At 69.8% G+C, this 14,807-nt stretch carries 25 protein-coding genes and 1 pseudogene; 19 read left to right on the top strand and 7 right to left on the bottom strand.

What is annotated here, in order from left to right; genetic code table 11:
• The first annotated feature begins 180 nt into the window (after nt 1-180).
• From KUM49_RS28505 to KUM49_RS28435, 15 genes and pseudogenes are all read left to right on the top strand, one after another.
• Nucleotides 181-465, top strand: coding sequence for a hypothetical protein (locus tag KUM49_RS28505; RefSeq protein WP_308406775.1), 285 nt, complete (start codon nt 181-183; stop codon nt 463-465).
• A 99-nt stretch (nt 466-564) separates the two neighbouring features.
• The gene (locus tag KUM49_RS28500) at nt 565-1,056 is read left to right on the top strand and encodes a hypothetical protein (RefSeq protein WP_217239830.1); all 492 of its coding nucleotides are present in this window, start codon (nt 565-567) and stop codon (nt 1,054-1,056) included.
• Between the two features lie 92 nt (nt 1,057-1,148).
• The gene (locus tag KUM49_RS28495; RefSeq protein WP_217239829.1) at nt 1,149-1,655 is read left to right on the top strand and encodes a hypothetical protein; all 507 of its coding nucleotides are present in this window, start codon (nt 1,149-1,151) and stop codon (nt 1,653-1,655) included.
• Nucleotides 1,652-2,002 (top strand): hypothetical protein, encoded by a 351-nt coding sequence (locus KUM49_RS28490; protein WP_217239828.1) that lies wholly within the window; start codon nt 1,652-1,654, stop codon nt 2,000-2,002. The genes KUM49_RS28495 and KUM49_RS28490 overlap by 4 nt, the downstream gene beginning before the upstream one ends.
• Nucleotides 1,999-2,955, top strand: coding sequence for an ATP-binding protein (locus tag KUM49_RS28485; protein WP_217239827.1), 957 nt, complete (start codon nt 1,999-2,001; stop codon nt 2,953-2,955). Before KUM49_RS28490 ends, KUM49_RS28485 begins: the two co-directional genes overlap by 4 nt.
• Nucleotides 2,952-3,152 (top strand): hypothetical protein, encoded by a 201-nt coding sequence (locus KUM49_RS28480; RefSeq protein ID WP_217239826.1) that lies wholly within the window; start codon nt 2,952-2,954, stop codon nt 3,150-3,152. The genes KUM49_RS28485 and KUM49_RS28480 overlap by 4 nt, the downstream gene beginning before the upstream one ends.
• A 129-nt stretch (nt 3,153-3,281) precedes the next feature.
• The gene (locus KUM49_RS28475; protein WP_217239825.1) at nt 3,282-3,584 is read left to right on the top strand and encodes a hypothetical protein; all 303 of its coding nucleotides are present in this window, start codon (nt 3,282-3,284) and stop codon (nt 3,582-3,584) included.
• An 89-nt stretch (nt 3,585-3,673) separates the two neighbouring features.
• Nucleotides 3,674-4,351, top strand: coding sequence for a GGDEF domain-containing protein (locus KUM49_RS28470; RefSeq protein ID WP_217239824.1), 678 nt, complete (start codon nt 3,674-3,676; stop codon nt 4,349-4,351).
• Nucleotides 4,348-4,790 (top strand): annotated as a pseudogene (locus KUM49_RS28465) (hypothetical protein). The gene KUM49_RS28470 and the pseudogene KUM49_RS28465 overlap by 4 nt, the downstream one beginning before the upstream one ends.
• Nucleotides 4,787-5,065: a hypothetical protein gene (locus tag KUM49_RS28460; RefSeq protein WP_217239823.1), complete on the top strand. Its 279-nt coding sequence runs from the start codon at nt 4,787-4,789 to the stop codon at nt 5,063-5,065. Before KUM49_RS28465 ends, KUM49_RS28460 begins: the two are co-directional and overlap by 4 nt.
• 22 nt (nt 5,066-5,087) lie before the next feature.
• Nucleotides 5,088-5,291 (top strand): hypothetical protein, encoded by a 204-nt coding sequence (locus KUM49_RS28455; protein WP_217239822.1) that lies wholly within the window; start codon nt 5,088-5,090, stop codon nt 5,289-5,291.
• Nucleotides 5,291-5,761 carry a hypothetical protein gene (locus KUM49_RS28450; protein WP_217239821.1) on the top strand — a complete coding sequence of 157 codons (471 nt, stop codon included), beginning with the start codon at nt 5,291-5,293 and terminating at the stop codon, nt 5,759-5,761. The genes KUM49_RS28455 and KUM49_RS28450 overlap by 1 nt, the downstream gene beginning before the upstream one ends.
• Entirely contained in the window at nt 5,761-5,943 is a 183-nt protein-coding gene (locus tag KUM49_RS28445; protein WP_217239820.1) for a hypothetical protein, read from the top strand. Before KUM49_RS28450 ends, KUM49_RS28445 begins: the two co-directional genes overlap by 1 nt.
• An 80-nt stretch (nt 5,944-6,023) precedes the next feature.
• On the top strand, nt 6,024-6,260 hold the full coding sequence (locus KUM49_RS28440) for a hypothetical protein (protein WP_217239819.1): 237 nt from the start codon (nt 6,024-6,026) through the stop codon (nt 6,258-6,260).
• A 138-nt stretch (nt 6,261-6,398) separates the two neighbouring features.
• Nucleotides 6,399-6,596, top strand: coding sequence for a hypothetical protein (locus tag KUM49_RS28435; protein WP_217239818.1), 198 nt, complete (start codon nt 6,399-6,401; stop codon nt 6,594-6,596).
• On the opposite strand, the gene KUM49_RS28430 is transcribed toward KUM49_RS28435, so the two are convergent.
• The 4 genes from KUM49_RS28430 to KUM49_RS48655 form a co-directional block, all read right to left on the bottom strand.
• Nucleotides 6,570-7,736 carry an alanine--tRNA ligase-related protein gene (locus KUM49_RS28430; RefSeq protein WP_217239817.1) on the bottom strand — a complete coding sequence of 389 codons (1,167 nt, stop codon included), beginning with the start codon at nt 7,734-7,736 and terminating at the stop codon, nt 6,570-6,572. The two genes, KUM49_RS28435 and KUM49_RS28430, sit on opposite strands and share 27 nt — an antisense overlap.
• Nucleotides 7,737-7,874: 138 nt before the next feature.
• The gene (locus KUM49_RS28425) at nt 7,875-8,189 is read right to left on the bottom strand and encodes a hypothetical protein (RefSeq protein WP_217239816.1); all 315 of its coding nucleotides are present in this window, start codon (nt 8,187-8,189) and stop codon (nt 7,875-7,877) included.
• A 265-nt stretch (nt 8,190-8,454) separates the two neighbouring features.
• On the bottom strand, nt 8,455-8,739 hold the full coding sequence (locus KUM49_RS48660) for a hypothetical protein (RefSeq protein ID WP_254401917.1): 285 nt from the start codon (nt 8,737-8,739) through the stop codon (nt 8,455-8,457).
• 310 nt (nt 8,740-9,049) lie between these two features.
• Complete coding sequence (locus KUM49_RS48655; RefSeq protein WP_254401916.1) at nt 9,050-9,655, bottom strand: hypothetical protein; 606 nt, start codon at nt 9,653-9,655, stop codon at nt 9,050-9,052.
• A gap of 40 nt (nt 9,656-9,695) precedes the next feature.
• Here KUM49_RS48655 and KUM49_RS49875 point away from each other — a divergent pair, with 40 nt between their 5' ends.
• Nucleotides 9,696-9,818, top strand: a complete 123-nt coding sequence (locus KUM49_RS49875; protein WP_302185489.1) for a hypothetical protein — start codon at nt 9,696-9,698, stop codon at nt 9,816-9,818.
• A gap of 107 nt (nt 9,819-9,925) precedes the next feature.
• On the opposite strand, the gene KUM49_RS28415 is transcribed toward KUM49_RS49875, so the two are convergent.
• Nucleotides 9,926-10,561, bottom strand: a complete 636-nt coding sequence (locus KUM49_RS28415; protein WP_217239815.1) for a TetR/AcrR family transcriptional regulator — start codon at nt 10,559-10,561, stop codon at nt 9,926-9,928.
• Nucleotides 10,562-10,686: 125 nt separating this feature from the next.
• Between KUM49_RS28415 and KUM49_RS28410 the strand changes: the two genes are divergently transcribed.
• Nucleotides 10,687-12,117 carry an amidase gene (locus KUM49_RS28410; protein ID WP_217239814.1) on the top strand — a complete coding sequence of 477 codons (1,431 nt, stop codon included), beginning with the start codon at nt 10,687-10,689 and terminating at the stop codon, nt 12,115-12,117.
• Between the two features lie 514 nt (nt 12,118-12,631).
• Here the strand turns inward: KUM49_RS28410 and KUM49_RS28405 are convergent.
• Together KUM49_RS28405 and KUM49_RS28400 are read right to left on the bottom strand one after the other, a co-directional pair.
• Complete coding sequence (locus tag KUM49_RS28405) at nt 12,632-13,126, bottom strand: DUF4265 domain-containing protein (RefSeq protein ID WP_217239813.1); 495 nt, start codon at nt 13,124-13,126, stop codon at nt 12,632-12,634.
• A gap of 222 nt (nt 13,127-13,348) precedes the next feature.
• Nucleotides 13,349-13,987, bottom strand: a complete 639-nt coding sequence (locus KUM49_RS28400) for an SMI1/KNR4 family protein (protein WP_308406774.1) — start codon at nt 13,985-13,987, stop codon at nt 13,349-13,351.
• A gap of 130 nt (nt 13,988-14,117) precedes the next feature.
• Here KUM49_RS28400 and KUM49_RS28395 point away from each other — a divergent pair, with 130 nt between their 5' ends.
• A complete protein-coding gene (locus KUM49_RS28395; RefSeq protein ID WP_217239812.1) occupies nt 14,118-14,309 on the top strand; it encodes a hypothetical protein in 192 nt (63 codons plus the stop codon).
• 28 nt (nt 14,310-14,337) lie between these two features.
• A complete protein-coding gene (locus KUM49_RS28390; RefSeq protein ID WP_217239811.1) occupies nt 14,338-14,730 on the top strand; it encodes a hypothetical protein in 393 nt (130 codons plus the stop codon).
• The last annotated feature ends 77 nt before the right edge of the window (nt 14,731-14,807 follow it).

The following is a 14,807-nucleotide window of genomic DNA, read 5'->3' as shown; positions in this document are numbered from 1 at the left end:
CCGTCTACCTGAGCGACTTCCACGCGGACCGGGTCGACCTCCAGCGCCCGGCCGACTTCATCAAGGAGACGATGCTCCAGCTCGCCAAGGCGGAGCCCGACTTCCTGGCCGCCGGCCCAGCGACAGCGGCACGGGCACCCAGTTCCTGGTCCTGCCGCACCCGACCCGGAACTGAACGCGGTGCGCGCCCGAACCGCTCTGCTGCTCGCGGCCGCCGTACCGCTCACGGCCACGGCGGCCGCCGTCGCTCTCCAGGCAGGCGCCTGGGCACTGACCGCTTCCCGGAACGCCATCCGGCTCTCCCCCAGGCCCCGCCCGGGCTGCCCCGACTGCAGGGGCGAGGGCGGCTGGTGGTCCGAGGGCCTCTACCCAGGCGGCGAGATGTGCTGGTGCTGGGACCGCCCCGCGCGAACCCTCCGGCTCCTGCCCGTCCGGGACCTCTGGCCGGACGAACCCCCGTTCTGACGGCTCCCCGTGCCGCCCCCGGTCAGCCTCCTGCGCTGGCCGGGGACGACGCGGAGGACCGGACAGCCCGGTCGCCCGGAACACCCGAAGGAGTTGCACGTGACCGAGACCTTCACCACGCCCGCCGTCGCGGTCGGCGCGGACTCGCCGCTGGCCCTGCTCTTCGACATCGCCCTGGAGATCGGTATGCAGGGCGAGGACGAACAGCGCGAGGACGCCAAGACCGCCGCCCTGGACCACGTCTGGAGCCGCTACCCCGACACCCTCGGCAAGGCCGTGGACGAAGACGACTGGACCGGCCGGCCCGCCCTGCCGGAGGCCGGACTGGAGCCGTGCGCCGTTGCCTACCTGGACGGCGGATGGTGGCTGCACCACACCGTCGACGGCGACCAGGAGCGCGACGTCCTCACCCTCATCGCGCCCTGCACCTGCACACACGGCTACGTCGACACCGCCCTGGACGGCGAGTGGGACTTACTCGAGGTCCTCAACGACCTGCGCGCCACCGGCGGTCGCTTCCCGCACCACAGCGACCGGCCCGACTGCCACAGCCAGCACCGCCTGCGCGCCTGGGGCGACCCCCGGCCGTGAACACCCGGACTCGAAGGGGCGGCTGGCGCGCTCGAACCGCGCCAGCCGCCCCAACTCCCATTCACCTTCTGTGAGATCAGGAGAAATCCAGCATGACGCATCGCTCCGCCTTCTTCGCCGCCGTCCTCGGCTTGGGCCGCGCCGGGTCCAACATCGGTGATCATTTCGTGCAGTCCGACTACTGCGCCCGCGTCAAGGGCGCCACCGACGACAAGCCCGTCCACTTCGCCGCCACCCCGGACGACGAACCGACCGTCCACGGCACGGCCGACGGCGTCAAGGCATGCGCCTGGCACTGCCTGACCTACACCGCCACCCAGGCCCTCGCGGTCGGGGCCGGCGCCCGGGTCCTGGGCATCCGGCTGCACCCCGGCGCCGCCGTAGCCGCGCTCGCCCTGTCCTTCGCCACGCACTACGCCGCGGACCGCAGGGTGCCGGACGGCCTTCTGGAGACGCTCGCCACGAAGACCGGCAAGGGCAACTTCTGGCGCCTGGCCGACCACGGCATCAATGGCGCGTACTGCCTCGACAGCGCGTGGCATCACGGCTGGGAGACCCTCGCCGCCCTCATCGCCACCACCAAGGCGACCACGCGGTGACCACCCGCTCACGCACCCGCCTGGAGCGCGTGCGCGCCTCGGTCGGCATCGCCCAGCTCGCCCTGCAGCAGATCGAGGACGACCTCAGCGCCGACGATGTCGACCAGGCGGAGCTCGCCGCGATCCTGCGCGAGCTCATCGAGGACACCGACCCGCCCGGCGGGTTCATCGCGACCGTCGCGCAGCTGCTCACCGCCGCCGCGCTCCGGGCTGAGCAGATCGAACCCGACCGCGACGGTGACGCCTCGTGCCCGCTGCACGAGGCCGCCGCCCTGATCACCGACAACGCCGGGCAGCGCCTGATCTGGGCTGCCCGCTCCCTTGACCCGCAAGGAGAACTCGTATGACCTCGCTGACCTATCCGCAGCTACCGGAAAGCTGCCTGGTGGTCCTCATCGGCGCGTCCGGTGCGGGCAAGTCCACGCTGGCCGGCACCTGGCCCGCCTCCCAGGTCCTCTCGCTCGATGCCCTCAGGGGTGCGGTCAGCGACGACGAAGGTTGCCAGGAGGCGACCGGCGACGCCGTCGGCGCCCTGCACCTGATCCTGGAACGCCGCATGGCCCGGCGGAAGTTCACGGTCGTCGACGCTACGAACGTCACCAGGCCGGCGAGGGAGCCGCTGGTGGCCGCCGCCAAACGGCACAACATGCCCGTCATCGCGGTCATGGTGTCCACCCCTGCCTCCGTGTGTGTGGAGCGCCAGGGCCCGAGGCCGGCCAACCGGACCGTGCCGGACGACACCGTCCTCGCGCAGCACAAAGCGATGGTCCATTCCCACCCGCAGCTGCTCTCCGAGGGCTTCAACGAGGTCGTCTTCGCCGACAGCCTCTACCGGCTGCTGCCGTACCTGAAGCGGCTGAGTGAGGCCCGGACCGCCGACCTCGGACTGGACGACGGCGACGGCCTGGGCGACCTGCTGCTCGTACGCCGGGTGTTCGGCGAGGAGATCGTGCCGCTGTGGCGGTGGAAGCCCGGTTCGAACGTCGCAGGCGGCGACCGCGTCGGCGAGATCCGCCTCGGTCAGATGTACCTCACCCTCGCCCTGCGCACCGACGTGGACGGCGAGGGCGACATCGGGTTCGACGTGATGGTGCAGTGCCCCCACGACGACGAAGGCACCGGCTACGCCTGGGTGCCCGCCTACAGCGTGACCTGCCTGTTCCGCGCGCTGAACGGCGACCTGGACGATGACGAGGACATCGTCTGTACCGTCCACGGCCCGAACAACGGCGACGACCAGGACGACGACCCCCAGGGCCGCGCCGATTTAGAGGCGCAGTACGCGGACGCCGTCGCATGAGCCGCGCGGCCGACGGCCCCCACCCGCACCCGATCACCCCGGCCGACCTCCCGACCGGGGATGAATGGTGGCGCGGCTGCCAGGACTGCCACCTGCCGATTCAGGGCGGGGCCGCCGGCCTCGCCGCGCACCGCCGCACCGTCCACACAGCCGCCAGTGACCCCCGGTGCCCGATCACGATCCACCTGGAGTTCTGACCCGCCCTCACCGGCGTGACGGACGCTCCGTGCCGCCCCGACCCTCCCCGCACGACAGAGGTCGGGGCGGTCGCGGTGGTCCCTCAACACCGAGGCACCAACACCGAGCACAGAAAGGAGCTGGACGTCATGCACCTGCGCATCTATGAGGTGGACGTCCCGATCCACGACACCACCGGCCCGAACCGGCATGGTCTGCACGTCTTCACCGGCGTCGCCGACTCCCCGGCCACGGCCCTGCGCCGCGCACACGAGGTGTACAACGCCGCACTCGCCGCGCACACGGCCGGACTCGAGATCCCCGGCAAGCAGCCGGACAGCTGGGGAGCGCGCGGGCTTCGGCCCGGATGGCAGATGGAGTGGCCCGCCGCGAAGGCCAGCCTCTGGCACAACCCCGTCAGCTGGACCACCCGCAGCGACTTCACGCTGTAGCTCCGCCCCGGGACAGCCGCTGTGCTTGGCGGCTTGACGGCTGTCCCGGGCCCACCCAACCCGTACGAGACGAGAGGGAGATCCTTATTATGGGCTCCGTCCTGCGCGTGCAGGCCCGGTTCGGGCAGCGCGCACTCTTACTGACCACCGCCGCCGTGCCGTTGACCGGCTGGACCGTGCACGCCCTCACGCTGCACCGGAAACTCGCCGCAGCCAAGAAGGACCCGCTCACCGGTCTCCTTCGGCGCGACGCCTACACCGCCCGGGCCCGGCAGGTCCTGCGCCGATACGGCGATGACACCGTCGTGGTCCTGGTCGACCAGGACCACTTCAAGGACGTCAACGATCGCCTGGGCCATGCGGCTGGGGACATGGTGCTGCGGGCGACCGCCGACCGGCTGACCGCATGGGCGGGTCCGGGTGCGGCCGTCGGCCGGCTCGGTGGAGACGAGTTCGCCGCAGTGCTGCACCTGCCCCGCGCCCGCCGCGAAGTCCGCCTCGAACGGCTGGTGCGGATGCTGCGCACCCCGGTCGTCCTCGACGACGGCCAGGCCGTGGACGTCGCCGCCTCGGTCGGCGCCGCTGCCCTGGACGTGATCGGCACCCGTGACCTATCCGTGGCGCAGCGCGCCGCCGACGCCGCTCTCTACGACGGCAAGCACTCCGGCCGCGCCGTCCTCGCCACGCCGGAGCACGCCAAGGTGTCGTCCATCAACGGGCGGCGTGCGGGCCGGCCGGGCACGGCGGTGTGGGGGCGAGCGGCATGAGCATCGCCACCCTGCCCGAGGGCGACTGGATCCGCGGCATCACGATCCGCCAGCCCTGGGCGACCTGCATCCTCGCCGGGAAGACCCCGGAAAACAGGCCCGCCAACTGGACGTGGCGTAGCTGGGTCCTCCTCCACGCCGGGAAGAAGAAGCCGGAGCCCGCCGTGCTGCGTGACCCGCTGGTCGCCACCGCAATCCGCGGCCGCGACCTGCACCTGGGCGCGGTCATCGGCGTCGCCCGCCTCACCGACTGCCACCTGGACCAGGGTCCCGAGCGGTGCACCAGCCCGTGGGCGGAGCGCGGCGCGCACCACCTGGTCCTCGAAGACGTCAGGAGCTCGCCCTGCCCGTGCCCGCCACGGGCGCGCTTGCGGCCTGGAAGCCGACGCCGGACCTGGTGGCGCAGGTGCTCCAGCAGCTGCCCGCCTTCCGGCCGTGACACGCCGCTCCAGCAAGACGCCGCTGTTCGAGCCGGGTCTGATCCCGGTCCCCGGCGGCCTTCTTGACTGGAAAGACGCCCGGCACTTCGACCGCTGGCAGGACCTGCTGTGTGTCGAGTGCGGCGCCCCTACGCCGATGCGCTCCCACCACGGCGAGCCCGTGCACAAAACGTGCGCTGAGGACTGGATCACCGCCCATCCCGTGGAAGCACGCCTCGGCCGGTTCGCCTCCGATGCCCAGCCCAAGCGCCAGCGCGACGACGACCACGCCTGAACCCCTCCACCTGGAGGCTCCCTTGAGCAGCACCCAACGCGAGGTCGACCACGCCCTCGCCTACCCCGAGCCGCCCGCCTCCCCGCTCTGGCACCGCCACGGCGCGAAAGCCCGGCCGCTCACCGACGCCCAGAAGCAGCGCAACCGCGAGCTCCTGGTGCTCGCGCAGCGCACCACCCGACCCAGTACCCCTCACCCCACCGAGCCCCTGGCGGAGGCCAACTGATGGACACCAAGAACCTCACCGTCGACGGCTACCTCGACGCCGTCCCCACACCCGGCGCCGAGCCGTACACCGCCCGGTTCGAGCTGGTCGTCTCCCCCACCGACGACGTCGTGGACGACGTGATCTGGTACTGCACCACCAGCAAGCCCGGGATCGTGCACGCGCTGCTCACCGAGATCCAGCCCGGCGACCTGCTGCACGTCTCCGGCGTCCTCACCCAGCCCGACAACCCGGCGGAGCCCGCCCGGCTCACCGTCGACGCCCTGGAGGTCCTGGCCACCGCACCGGCGCGGGCACTGCAGGAGATGGTCCTCGACAGGTACGGCGACTACGTCGTGGTCTTCGACGCCGACACCGACACGGTGCCCGTGTTCACCACTCTCGGGCAGTGGGTCGGCACGGCGGAGAGCCCTGACACCATCGGCACGCTGATCGAGATCCACGAGCGCGTGAACGGCGGTGACGCGTGATGCCCACGACCACCGCGCAGTCCCGTACCGTTCTGGAGCGATTCCCCGCCGGAGCACCCCGAGGTTCGTGGCCGGCGGAGGAGTACGCCGCCGCCCAACGAGCCCAGGGCACGGACGCCCAGGTCGTGATGGACCTCAGCAGCGACCAGTTCCTCGTGATCACCCCCACCACGACCCAGTAGCACCACAACACCACGAGCGCCGCGTCCGCCTTCCCCGCGGGGGCGGCGCTCGCTCGTCTGCAACAAGGAGAAACCCCTTCATGCGCATCACCGTCCATGTGGAACCCCGTCACGCCGACAACAGTCCCTGCTGGCACGCGGTCAAGCCCTCCGGCAAACCCCGGTTCCCCCAGTCCGGATGTACCGGCCGGAACGGGTACGCCGTCGTGTGCAGCGAGCACGGCGACGTCGGAGTCCTGCACCACGTCAGGGTCCTCGCCGAGCCCGCGGCCACCGAGCACCGTCAGGAGCACCGCGCCGCCCTCGCCGCCCGCTGACCTGCGCGCAGCGTGTCCCGATCCGCCCGCCGGTCCCGGGGCACGCCCCCCTGCCGACACCACCAGCCACACACTCCGGAGCGCCGCGCCCGCCACCCCTGTCGGTGCGGCGCTCCCCTGTTCACCAAGGAGTCACAGATGCTCCTCAGTCCACCGGCACCCGAGCGAGCCCAGCTACTGCTGGCGCAGCTGGAGCGGTACGGGTCCCGCGAGAACGGGCAGCTCGCTGTCGGCTGGCGTCTCCTGCAGGAGCACCCCTACCTGCCGCTGACCGGCTTCGCGATCTCCCGCGGCGTCTGTCCCGAGCCATCACTCTTGCCGCAGGCTTGTGACTAGATCGCGAGGCAGACCGTGGGTGTCGTGGAGGTACCGGAAGTCCTCATCCTTCAGCGGGCCTTGGAACCGAGATCGGGCAAGCACCTGCCGACCTCGTCCAAGGAGCCGACTGAACCGGCACTCCTCCTCGAGCAGCAGTCGGCGCACGTCGCTGGGATCTACTTCCTGGCGGAAGTGGTCCAGGGTGTGTGAGACCAACTCGTCCGGCAGGTCTCCGAGACCGCGCGACGGATCGTCCCGCCACAGAACGGTGAGCACTCGTCGCAGCAGGCGGCGGAGCACGTAGCCCCGTCCAGCGTTGGCCGGGCGCACTCCGTCGCCGAGTACCACGATGGCTGAGCGCAGGTGGTCGTAGACCAGGCGCAGCGACGGTTCGTCAAGTGGCCACAGAGCCGGCACGATACGGCGCCAGGGGTCGAAGACGTCACATTCGAATACTGACGACTTGCCCTGCAGCAGAGAGGCCAGCCGCTCCAGGCCGAGCCCAGTGTCGACGTTGCGTTGGGGAAGCGGCACAAGGGAACCGTCCTGGAGTCGACGATGGCGCATCATCACGTGGTTCCAGACCTCTACCCAGCGGTCGTCGCGTGTGGGTGTCGACTGGGGTGGGGTGTCACCGCTCCACAGGAAGATCTCCGAGTCGGGGCCGCACGGGCCGACCGGTCCGTTGGACCACCAGTTGTCCTCCACGGTGAGCTCGACGGGAACGCCGAGGTTCTGCCACAACTGCAGGGAAGCAGTGTCTGGCCCGATCTGGTCATCGCCGCCATAGACGGTGGCATGCAGCAAGCCCGGATCGACCCCCTGTCCATCGGTGAGCAGCCTGTACCCCCAGTCGAGACTCAGTGAGCCCTCGTAGTCGCCCAGCGACCAGGTGCCGAGCATCTCGAAGACAGTCAGATGGGTGGCATCGCCGACCTCCTCCAGATCCGTGGTGCGCAGACAGCGCTGCACATTGACCAGTCGCTGGCCCAGCGGATGGGGGCGCCCCTCCAGATACGGGATGAGCGGATGCATGCCGGAGGTGGTGAACAGCACCGAGTCGCCAGGGGGTGGCAGCAGCGTCGAGCCGGTGATCCGGCGGTGATCACGCTCCTCGAAGTACTCGACGAACGTGCGGACAAGGGTCTCCGTGTTCATGAGGGTGGCTCCTTCGCGTCACAGCGGGGAAGGCACCGGATAACGGACCACGCTGGTCATCGCACCGGGGCAAGAAGCCAAGAACGCCACGGGACCACCGACGGGCCGTTTCCGGTCGCCGGTGGGAAAGGGAGAAGGTCAGACGGCGGCAACCGGCGAGCTGGTCGCTCGCGCGGTCGCGATGATGCTTCGGCCGGTGACGTTCATGCGGGCGACGATAACGCGCCCAGTCCTTTGAGGCACACGAATTTTCCGCCAGAACGTCTTCACCTCGATCTGGGTATGCATGATCAGGAGCTGCCGCGCCTGTTCCGGGTTGCCCGCAAGGACGTCGATCACGGTGCGCCGCACCTGCGCCCAGCTGGCAGCATTCGACATCGCCAGCAGCAGGAGCCGCAGGTCGCGAAGGGTGAGCAGGCTGGCGTGGCAGCGCTGTTCTGCCTCCTGTGCCATCGCGTCGTCGCAGCCGGTGATCCGGCGAGCCTCGTCAGCGCCTCGTGTCACGGGTCGGCGTCGAGCGCCGCTGGGTCCGGGCGTTCCTGCAGCGCCTCATTTTCCAGACCGGCTGTAGCCGTAGAACCCACTCGCGCTCCCCTATGTGCTGGCCTTACGCGCTGCGCCGACCGGTCGCCACTGCCAGCGATGTCGTCACCCCATGAGGGAGGTCACCGACACGGCCCCGGTCCTTCGCGCCGTGCGCCTACTGCTGTGGCGGGGGTCATGGGGTGGCTGCGGGGGCCGGGATCCATCCGGGTTCCGGGTCGGCCGGGTGGGTCAGGACCGTGGCGAGGTGGTCGGCGGTGGTGCAGGGGATGCGGGGGTCGGCGAGGAACGCGGTCGGCTCGACGGTGCGGGTGACCATCAACGGCAGCACCCGCCAGGGGACTTCGGCCGTGGCACCGCAGGCGGCCGCCGCGTGGGCCGCGTACTGGGCGATGGTGGCGGCCTTGGTGAGCAGGTAGCGGGTAGTGAACTTCTTGATGTGCTGCTGCAGGGCGTGCACCGCGACGGCCCGGGTGGCGTTCTTTCGCCTCGATCACCCACAGGCGGCCCGTGTCGGGGTCGGCGACCAGGAGGTCGATCTCGCCGGTCAGGCCGGGGACGCCGAGCTGAGCGGCGGTCTTCTCCAGGAAGCGGAAACGGTGCGGCAGGCCTGCGGCGCGGGCGGCTTCGCGGACGTCGGACTCCAGGCGCTGGTCGAGTTGCTGGCGGTGGCGGGTGAGGGCTTTGTCGACGAGGTCGGGGAGTTCAGGGTGCGGGAGGCGGCCGTCGTCGAGGGAGGCCGCGTAGGCCTCGCGGGCGGCGTGGGCGAGTCAGGGCAGGACGAGGAGGTTTTCGCCGTCGGTGATGAGGGGGTGGGTCAGGGGGCGGGTGCGTCGTTCGACCTCGGTGTAGGCGTGCTCGGTGGTGCTGGCCGCGTTGCCGGGGTGCAGGCGCAGGCGGTTGACGGCGGCGCGCAGGTGGTCGGCGGGCAGGCCGGACCAGGCGGCGCTTTCGGCGACCAGGTCCTCGATGGTGACAGTGGCGGTGCCGTGTTCGCTGGTGGGCCAGTCGGAGGCAGTGGCGAGGACTGCACCGAGCGCGTCCAGGCCGCATCCCCACTGCTGCCGCAGAAGCCGGTCGGCCTGGGCGAGTTGGCTGCCGGCCGCAAGGACGGGCGCGGTGAAGGGGATTTCGGTGCGCACGGGTGGGGCGGTGAGGAGGGTGCTGGCGTCGAGGAGTTCGGGCTCGGCGTCGACGGCGGCCGCGATCATGCGGTGCTGGCGGGCGCGCCGGTAGGCGCCGAGGTCGAACCCCAGGTGCTCACCGCCTTGGGGCTTGGCGACGCCGACTGGATCCGCGGCATCGCGCTCCGCAAGCCTGGGCGACCTGCATCCTCGCAGGGAAGAGCCCGGAAACAGGCCCGTGCACTGGCTCATGGATAGCTCGGTGGCTCGTCATGGGTTCTGATCTGACGCTTTGCGTGGCGGACATGTCCGTGACGGGTTAGGCCGGCCGCTGGCTTCGGTCGCGGACGGCGAGATCAGCGAGATCGGCGAGATCGGCGAGGCTGCCCTGGAACTGCTGGGGCTTCTGCGGTGAACACCTGGACTCCCGCCGGGCGTCGGTGCTGTCTGCCCCTGGTGACAGCCGAAGCTGATCGTTGGCGGCTCGATTCGCCTGTCGCCTCCCGCCTCACTTGGTCCGGTTCATGGAAGTGGGGAGTCCGGGGAGGTGGTGCGCGTGACCGGTTGCTCCCAGAGGCGGGCCAGGTGCGTGTGGAGGACGTCGTGTGCGTCGTGCGGGGTGAGGTGGCCGATGAGGACGTGCGCGGTGAGGCCGTCCGCGAGGGCGAGGAGGGTGCGGGCCTCGAGTTGCGGATCGAGGCGCACGGCGCGGTCGGCGCCCTGGCCGGCTTCCGAGATGAGGCGGGTGAACGCCTCCTGCAGGGTTGCGTAGTTCGCTGTCAGCGTCCTGGCGAGCGTCTTGTTCACAGCCGCCTGCGCGACGAAGGCGAGCCAGACCCTGGCCTCAGCGCGGTGCTCTTCCCGGAGCAGTGAGATCTCGGTGGCCGCATGGCCCAGGGCGGTGCTGGCCGACTGGGCTGGGCTCCTGAGGAGGCGGGCCTGTACGCGCTCGCTGATCCGCTCGCTGATGTGCTCGAGAGCGAACACGAGCATCTCTTCCTTGGTGCGGAAGCACCGCTGAACTGCGCCCATCGACACCTGCGCGCGGGCGGCGACATCGCGAAGGGTCACGCCCTCCAGTCCGCGTTCGTCGGCGAGGTGGCATACGGCCTCGGCGATGAGGCGGCGTCGGCTCACGTGATCCACCTGCCTGGGCATGTCTGATCGCCTCTCAATTTCGCAGCGCTCCGCTTCGCAGCGCAGTTTATGCGATGCGCATGTATCGGTTCCCGGATACGGTTCCGATGCAAGCGCATTGGTACGTGGGTGAGGAAGGTAAAGCCATGCAGGATGCCCTGTGGAAGATGCCGGCCGCCGCGCAGGCGGAGGCTGTGCGCAGCGCAGAGGTCTCAGCGGTCGAACTGGTCGACAGTCACCTGGATCGCATCGCCGAGGTCAACCCGCAGGTGAACGCGGTCACGCAGCTCCTGGCGGAGCGCGCACGCGAGGCCGCGGCAGAGACGGACCGTCGGCGGGCCGCCGGTGAAGCGCTGGGGCCCCTCGCGGGCGTGCCCTTCACGGTGAAGGAGAGCACCGCCATCGAAGGCGTGCCGACCACGTTCGGCACGGAGCGCTTCCGTGATCTGGTGGCGTCGGCCGACGCACTCCCGGTGGCACGGCTGCGCGCAGCCGGGGCCATCCCCATCGGGCACAGCAACATCCCCACCCTGATCCTGGCGGGGATGCACACGCGCAGCGAGCTGTTCGGCGACACGGTCAACCCGTGGGACAGCAGCCGGACCCCGGGCGGCTCCAGCGGAGGCGACGCGGTGGCCGTTGCCACGGGTATGGCAGCGCTCGGGCTCGGTAACGACTCTGGCGGCTCAGTGCGCATCCCGGCCCAGTTCTGCGGTGTGGCCGGGCTGAAACCGTCCACGGGCCGGTTCCCCGCCGACCATCGCGTGCTCGGCCCGGACGACCCGGGCCCGGCGTCCCAGATGCTGGTCACCGACGGCCCGCTGGCCCGGAGCGTGGGCGACCTACGGCTGGCTTTCGAGGCGCTGGCTGGGGCCGATCCGCGAGACCCGCGGGCCGTGCCGGTGCCCGCCTACGGCGAACCGCTCCCCGGACGGGTGAAGGTCGCGGTCGTGGCGGACCCTGGCGGGCACGGCGTCCACCCCACAATTCGCGCAGCCATCGCGTCCGCGGCCGATGCGCTCCGCGACGCTGGATACAACGTGCGCGAGGAGCAGGACGTACCGCGGATGGATGAGGCCCTCGAGGCGTACGGCCGGATCACTGTGACCGAGTTCGCCCCGACCTGGCCGGTGGTGCGCAAGCTGCTCGGCAAGGGCGGGAACCGCTATATCGAGATGGCGATGGAGCAGACCCCGCCCGTCAGCGCGGAGGAGTTCATGAAGTTGATGGGCACCTGGATGAACATCCGTCGCTCATGGGCCGAATTCCTCAACGAATACCCGCTGTTGCTCGGCCCAGTCTTCACCGAGCCACCGGTCGAGCCGGGGCTGGAGTCGCGTGACAGGTCGGGTAGGGATCGTGTCGGGTCGGGAATGCGCCTGTGCACCGTGACCAGCTTCGTGGGCGTACCCGGTGTGGCCATACCGACCGGGATGGTCGACGGGCTCCCCTGCGGAGTACAGATCGTCGGGCGCGCGTTCCGGGAGGACCTGTGCCTGGGCGCGGCCCAGGCGATCGAGGACCGGCTCGGTGTTCTCACACCGGTCGACCCGCGAGTGGGAGGCCGGGCTGATTGAGCCCGTGGGCCACAGAGGGCGCACGAGGCGCCCCCTATCGCTCACGCCCCTGTCCCGGCGGCTTGGCTGAAACGCACCCGTTCGCCACAAACCGCTCTCAACGGCAGCCCGAGATCACGGTACTTGTAGAGATGCCCGACAACCACGTCCACCTGCTCGTAAATTCCCGCCGAAAGTTGTCCTGTCCAAGCTGGTTGGTCCATGCGCCTCGTGAATACAGGGAGTCCCGAATGCACGAGCACAGATACCGATGGAGTGTTTCGGCAACTGCTCGCCGCAATCGCCCAGGCCCAGCAGGTCAGCTTCGACGCTGGGATGGCAAAGCTCAGCAGTCTCAAGAACACGTCCACCGACGGACGCCCTCAACTGGTCCACCTCGGCGTGCCCGTCTTCACCGACGACGCACCACCACCTCGTCGGGCTACGGGAGAACCCGAGCCGCGACGCTGACCACCCCGCACCGCCGACGCATCTACCGGCCCTGCCCCATGCGGGGCCGTTCTCGGCGGCTGGACTACGCGTCGCGCCATGCATCCGTGACACAGCCAACTTCGAAGTGCCACCACCCATCCTCCTGGCCGCGGACGAGCAACGCCTTGATCCCACCAAGGTCTGCATCGGCCGGCACGGTGACGGCGACCAACGGGAACTCCTCGCTGAAAACCTCGCCGCCCAGGCCGAACGGCGACAGCCGCTCGTGCACAGCCTGAGCACTTCTCCCCAGCGGACCGGAGGGAACGGGCAGGACCCGGATAGTGCAGTTACCCGATGCCTCCACCCGTTCCTTCGCCCAGTGGACGCCGTCGGTGTGTGTCACGAATCGCACGATCTCGCCCTCGGCCACCCCGTATTGCAGGAAGGGGACGTTCTCCACCCTGGCGGTATCGCCGCTCAGGCGCGTGGCCCAGAGCCCCTCAGTGTCATGGGGAAGCCAGCCTTCACGCGGCACAAATCGGTACCACACCTTGATCCGATTGCTCTCAGCAGCGCTGGGCTCGGATGGAGTCATAGAGGTCACGGTCCAGATGATCGCGCACTGTCTGCATACATCGAACGAAGGCCCGGCTGCCCTTGATTGGGAAAGGGCCAGCGGACTTGCACAGCTCCTTGCCCGAGCACATCGGGAACGCGGCCACGAGGTCGAGGCCGAGCACCTTCACGTCCATCTGCCCCGTGTGCTCAGGTCGGCCAGCTCGTGATCACTCTCTTGGCCCGGAAGACGCAGCGGTCATCAAGCTAGTACTGAGCCACCAGCAGAGCCGTCACCATATGTACTGCCCGCGATGAGTCCCTCGACGAACGAGCAGAAGTCACCAGCCAGGATGAACTCCGTGGCGAGGTCGGTCTCGAACCAAGTTACCGAAGGCTCGCCATCTCGCCCGCAGGTGCGGTAATCGAGCCCGATCCAGTAGTGCCCGTCGCCGGAGAGCAGCACAAGTGGTGCTGGCATGCCCCATTCCTCGACCAAGTACGGGGTGTCGAGCAACGAAGTCATCCCATCGCGTCGCCCGATGCCCATCAGGCTGTCGAAGGGAACGTGGTCTTCGCTCCACGAGGTCGGCTGGCTGGTGGGGAACGCATCGTGATCAGAAGCCACGATGCCGCCGTTCTGGATCCGCAGAAGGTCAAGCAGGGCCGAGGGCAGCCTCACACCGAGCGCACGCTCGGCTTCTCGCACCATCTCGTCCATGAGGGGCTGCTGGACGTAGTAATCACCGTCACCCCAGAACGTCGCCATGACCCCATCGAATCGCGCCATGGCAGGCAGCCTACGGCTCAGCCGCACTGCCTCAGCTGCAAGATCATTTATGCGGCGTATCTGCTGGCCCGGCGCCTTCACCGTCGCGGTCACCAGGTCGATCTTCACCACCGCGACATGCACCAGCCCATCGTCGAACGCGCTGCCTGACGGCTCCCCGTTCCGCCCCAACCGCCCGTAGGGCTGGGGCGATGAGGAGGGCCGGAAGAGCCGCCCGCCTGCACCGAATTGAAGGGGGTCCGTGACCAGTTCCACCACCGTCGCGCGCACCATCGGCGCGAACCTGATCGACAGCATGAGTGTGGTCGGCGGCGTGCTCGTCGGCACCACGGCAGGGCGCATCGCATACGCCCGTATGGCCGCCGGCCTGGCGGCCGCGGTCATCACCGACACCGTCATGACCTCCCCGGCCACACACCGACTCGCGGCCTGACCAACGACCATCCCGAAGGAGAGTCCCCATGCTCAGCACCCTGTTCCCCCGCCGTCCCGAGGTACAGGACACGGCGACGTGGACGCCGGACGGCACAATCGTCGTCCAGCGATACCGCGGCGTCGTCGGAGAACAGGAGGGCGCGATCGTCCTCGTCTACACCGCCGACGGCGATCGAGGAACGTCGTCCTTCGCCGCCGCCTGCCTCGGCTGCACCTACCGCGCAGCCAGCAGCACCAGCCGCAACCGACTGACGGAGAAGGAGGCCGCCGACCTCGCCAACTCGCACGCGGCCGGCTGCCGCGCGCTGGACCGGGGCATCCCGGCCTCGCCCGACGACGACCAGGCCGCAAAGATCGTGCGCGCCCGGCCTGGGGACTGTGTCCGTACGGCACCACCAGCCGCCACCCCGTCTACCTGAGCGACTTCCACGCGGACCGGGTCGACCTCCAGCGCCCGGCCGACTTCATCAAGGAGACGATGCTCCAGCTCGCCAAG

Origin of the sequence: Streptomyces sp. AC555_RSS877 (assembly GCF_019049245.1) — a bacterium.
Taxonomy (GTDB): Bacteria; Actinomycetota; Actinomycetes; order Streptomycetales; family Streptomycetaceae; genus Streptomyces.
Note: the sequence above shows the minus strand (reverse complement) of the source record. Positions and strands in the feature narration are given on the sequence as shown.

Excerpts from the sequence above, each read along its gene's own strand:
- KUM49_RS28495 (WP_217239829.1), top strand. The coding sequence starts at position 1,149 with ATGACGCATCGCTCCGCCTTCTTCGCCGCCGTCCTCGGCTTGGGCCGC.
- KUM49_RS28485 (WP_217239827.1), top strand. The coding sequence starts at position 1,999 with ATGACCTCGCTGACCTATCCGCAGCTACCGGAAAGCTGCCTGGTGGTC.
- KUM49_RS28480 (WP_217239826.1), top strand. The coding sequence starts at position 2,952 with ATGAGCCGCGCGGCCGACGGCCCCCACCCGCACCCGATCACCCCGGCC.
- KUM49_RS28475 (WP_217239825.1), top strand. The coding sequence starts at position 3,282 with ATGCACCTGCGCATCTATGAGGTGGACGTCCCGATCCACGACACCACC.
- KUM49_RS28470 (WP_217239824.1), top strand. The coding sequence starts at position 3,674 with ATGGGCTCCGTCCTGCGCGTGCAGGCCCGGTTCGGGCAGCGCGCACTC.
- KUM49_RS28450 (WP_217239821.1), top strand. The coding sequence starts at position 5,291 with ATGGACACCAAGAACCTCACCGTCGACGGCTACCTCGACGCCGTCCCC.
- KUM49_RS28445 (WP_217239820.1), top strand. The coding sequence starts at position 5,761 with ATGCCCACGACCACCGCGCAGTCCCGTACCGTTCTGGAGCGATTCCCC.
- KUM49_RS28440 (WP_217239819.1), top strand. The coding sequence starts at position 6,024 with ATGCGCATCACCGTCCATGTGGAACCCCGTCACGCCGACAACAGTCCC.
- KUM49_RS28435 (WP_217239818.1), top strand. The coding sequence starts at position 6,399 with ATGCTCCTCAGTCCACCGGCACCCGAGCGAGCCCAGCTACTGCTGGCG.
- KUM49_RS28430 (WP_217239817.1), bottom strand. The coding sequence starts at position 7,736 with ATGAACACGGAGACCCTTGTCCGCACGTTCGTCGAGTACTTCGAGGAG.
- KUM49_RS28425 (WP_217239816.1), bottom strand. The coding sequence starts at position 8,189 with ATGGCACAGGAGGCAGAACAGCGCTGCCACGCCAGCCTGCTCACCCTT.
- KUM49_RS48655 (WP_254401916.1), bottom strand. The coding sequence starts at position 9,655 with ATGAGCCAGTGCACGGGCCTGTTTCCGGGCTCTTCCCTGCGAGGATGC.
- KUM49_RS28415 (WP_217239815.1), bottom strand. The coding sequence starts at position 10,561 with ATGCCCAGGCAGGTGGATCACGTGAGCCGACGCCGCCTCATCGCCGAG.
- KUM49_RS28410 (WP_217239814.1), top strand. The coding sequence starts at position 10,687 with ATGCAGGATGCCCTGTGGAAGATGCCGGCCGCCGCGCAGGCGGAGGCT.
- KUM49_RS28405 (WP_217239813.1), bottom strand. The coding sequence starts at position 13,126 with ATGACTCCATCCGAGCCCAGCGCTGCTGAGAGCAATCGGATCAAGGTG.
- KUM49_RS28390 (WP_217239811.1), top strand. The coding sequence starts at position 14,338 with ATGCTCAGCACCCTGTTCCCCCGCCGTCCCGAGGTACAGGACACGGCG.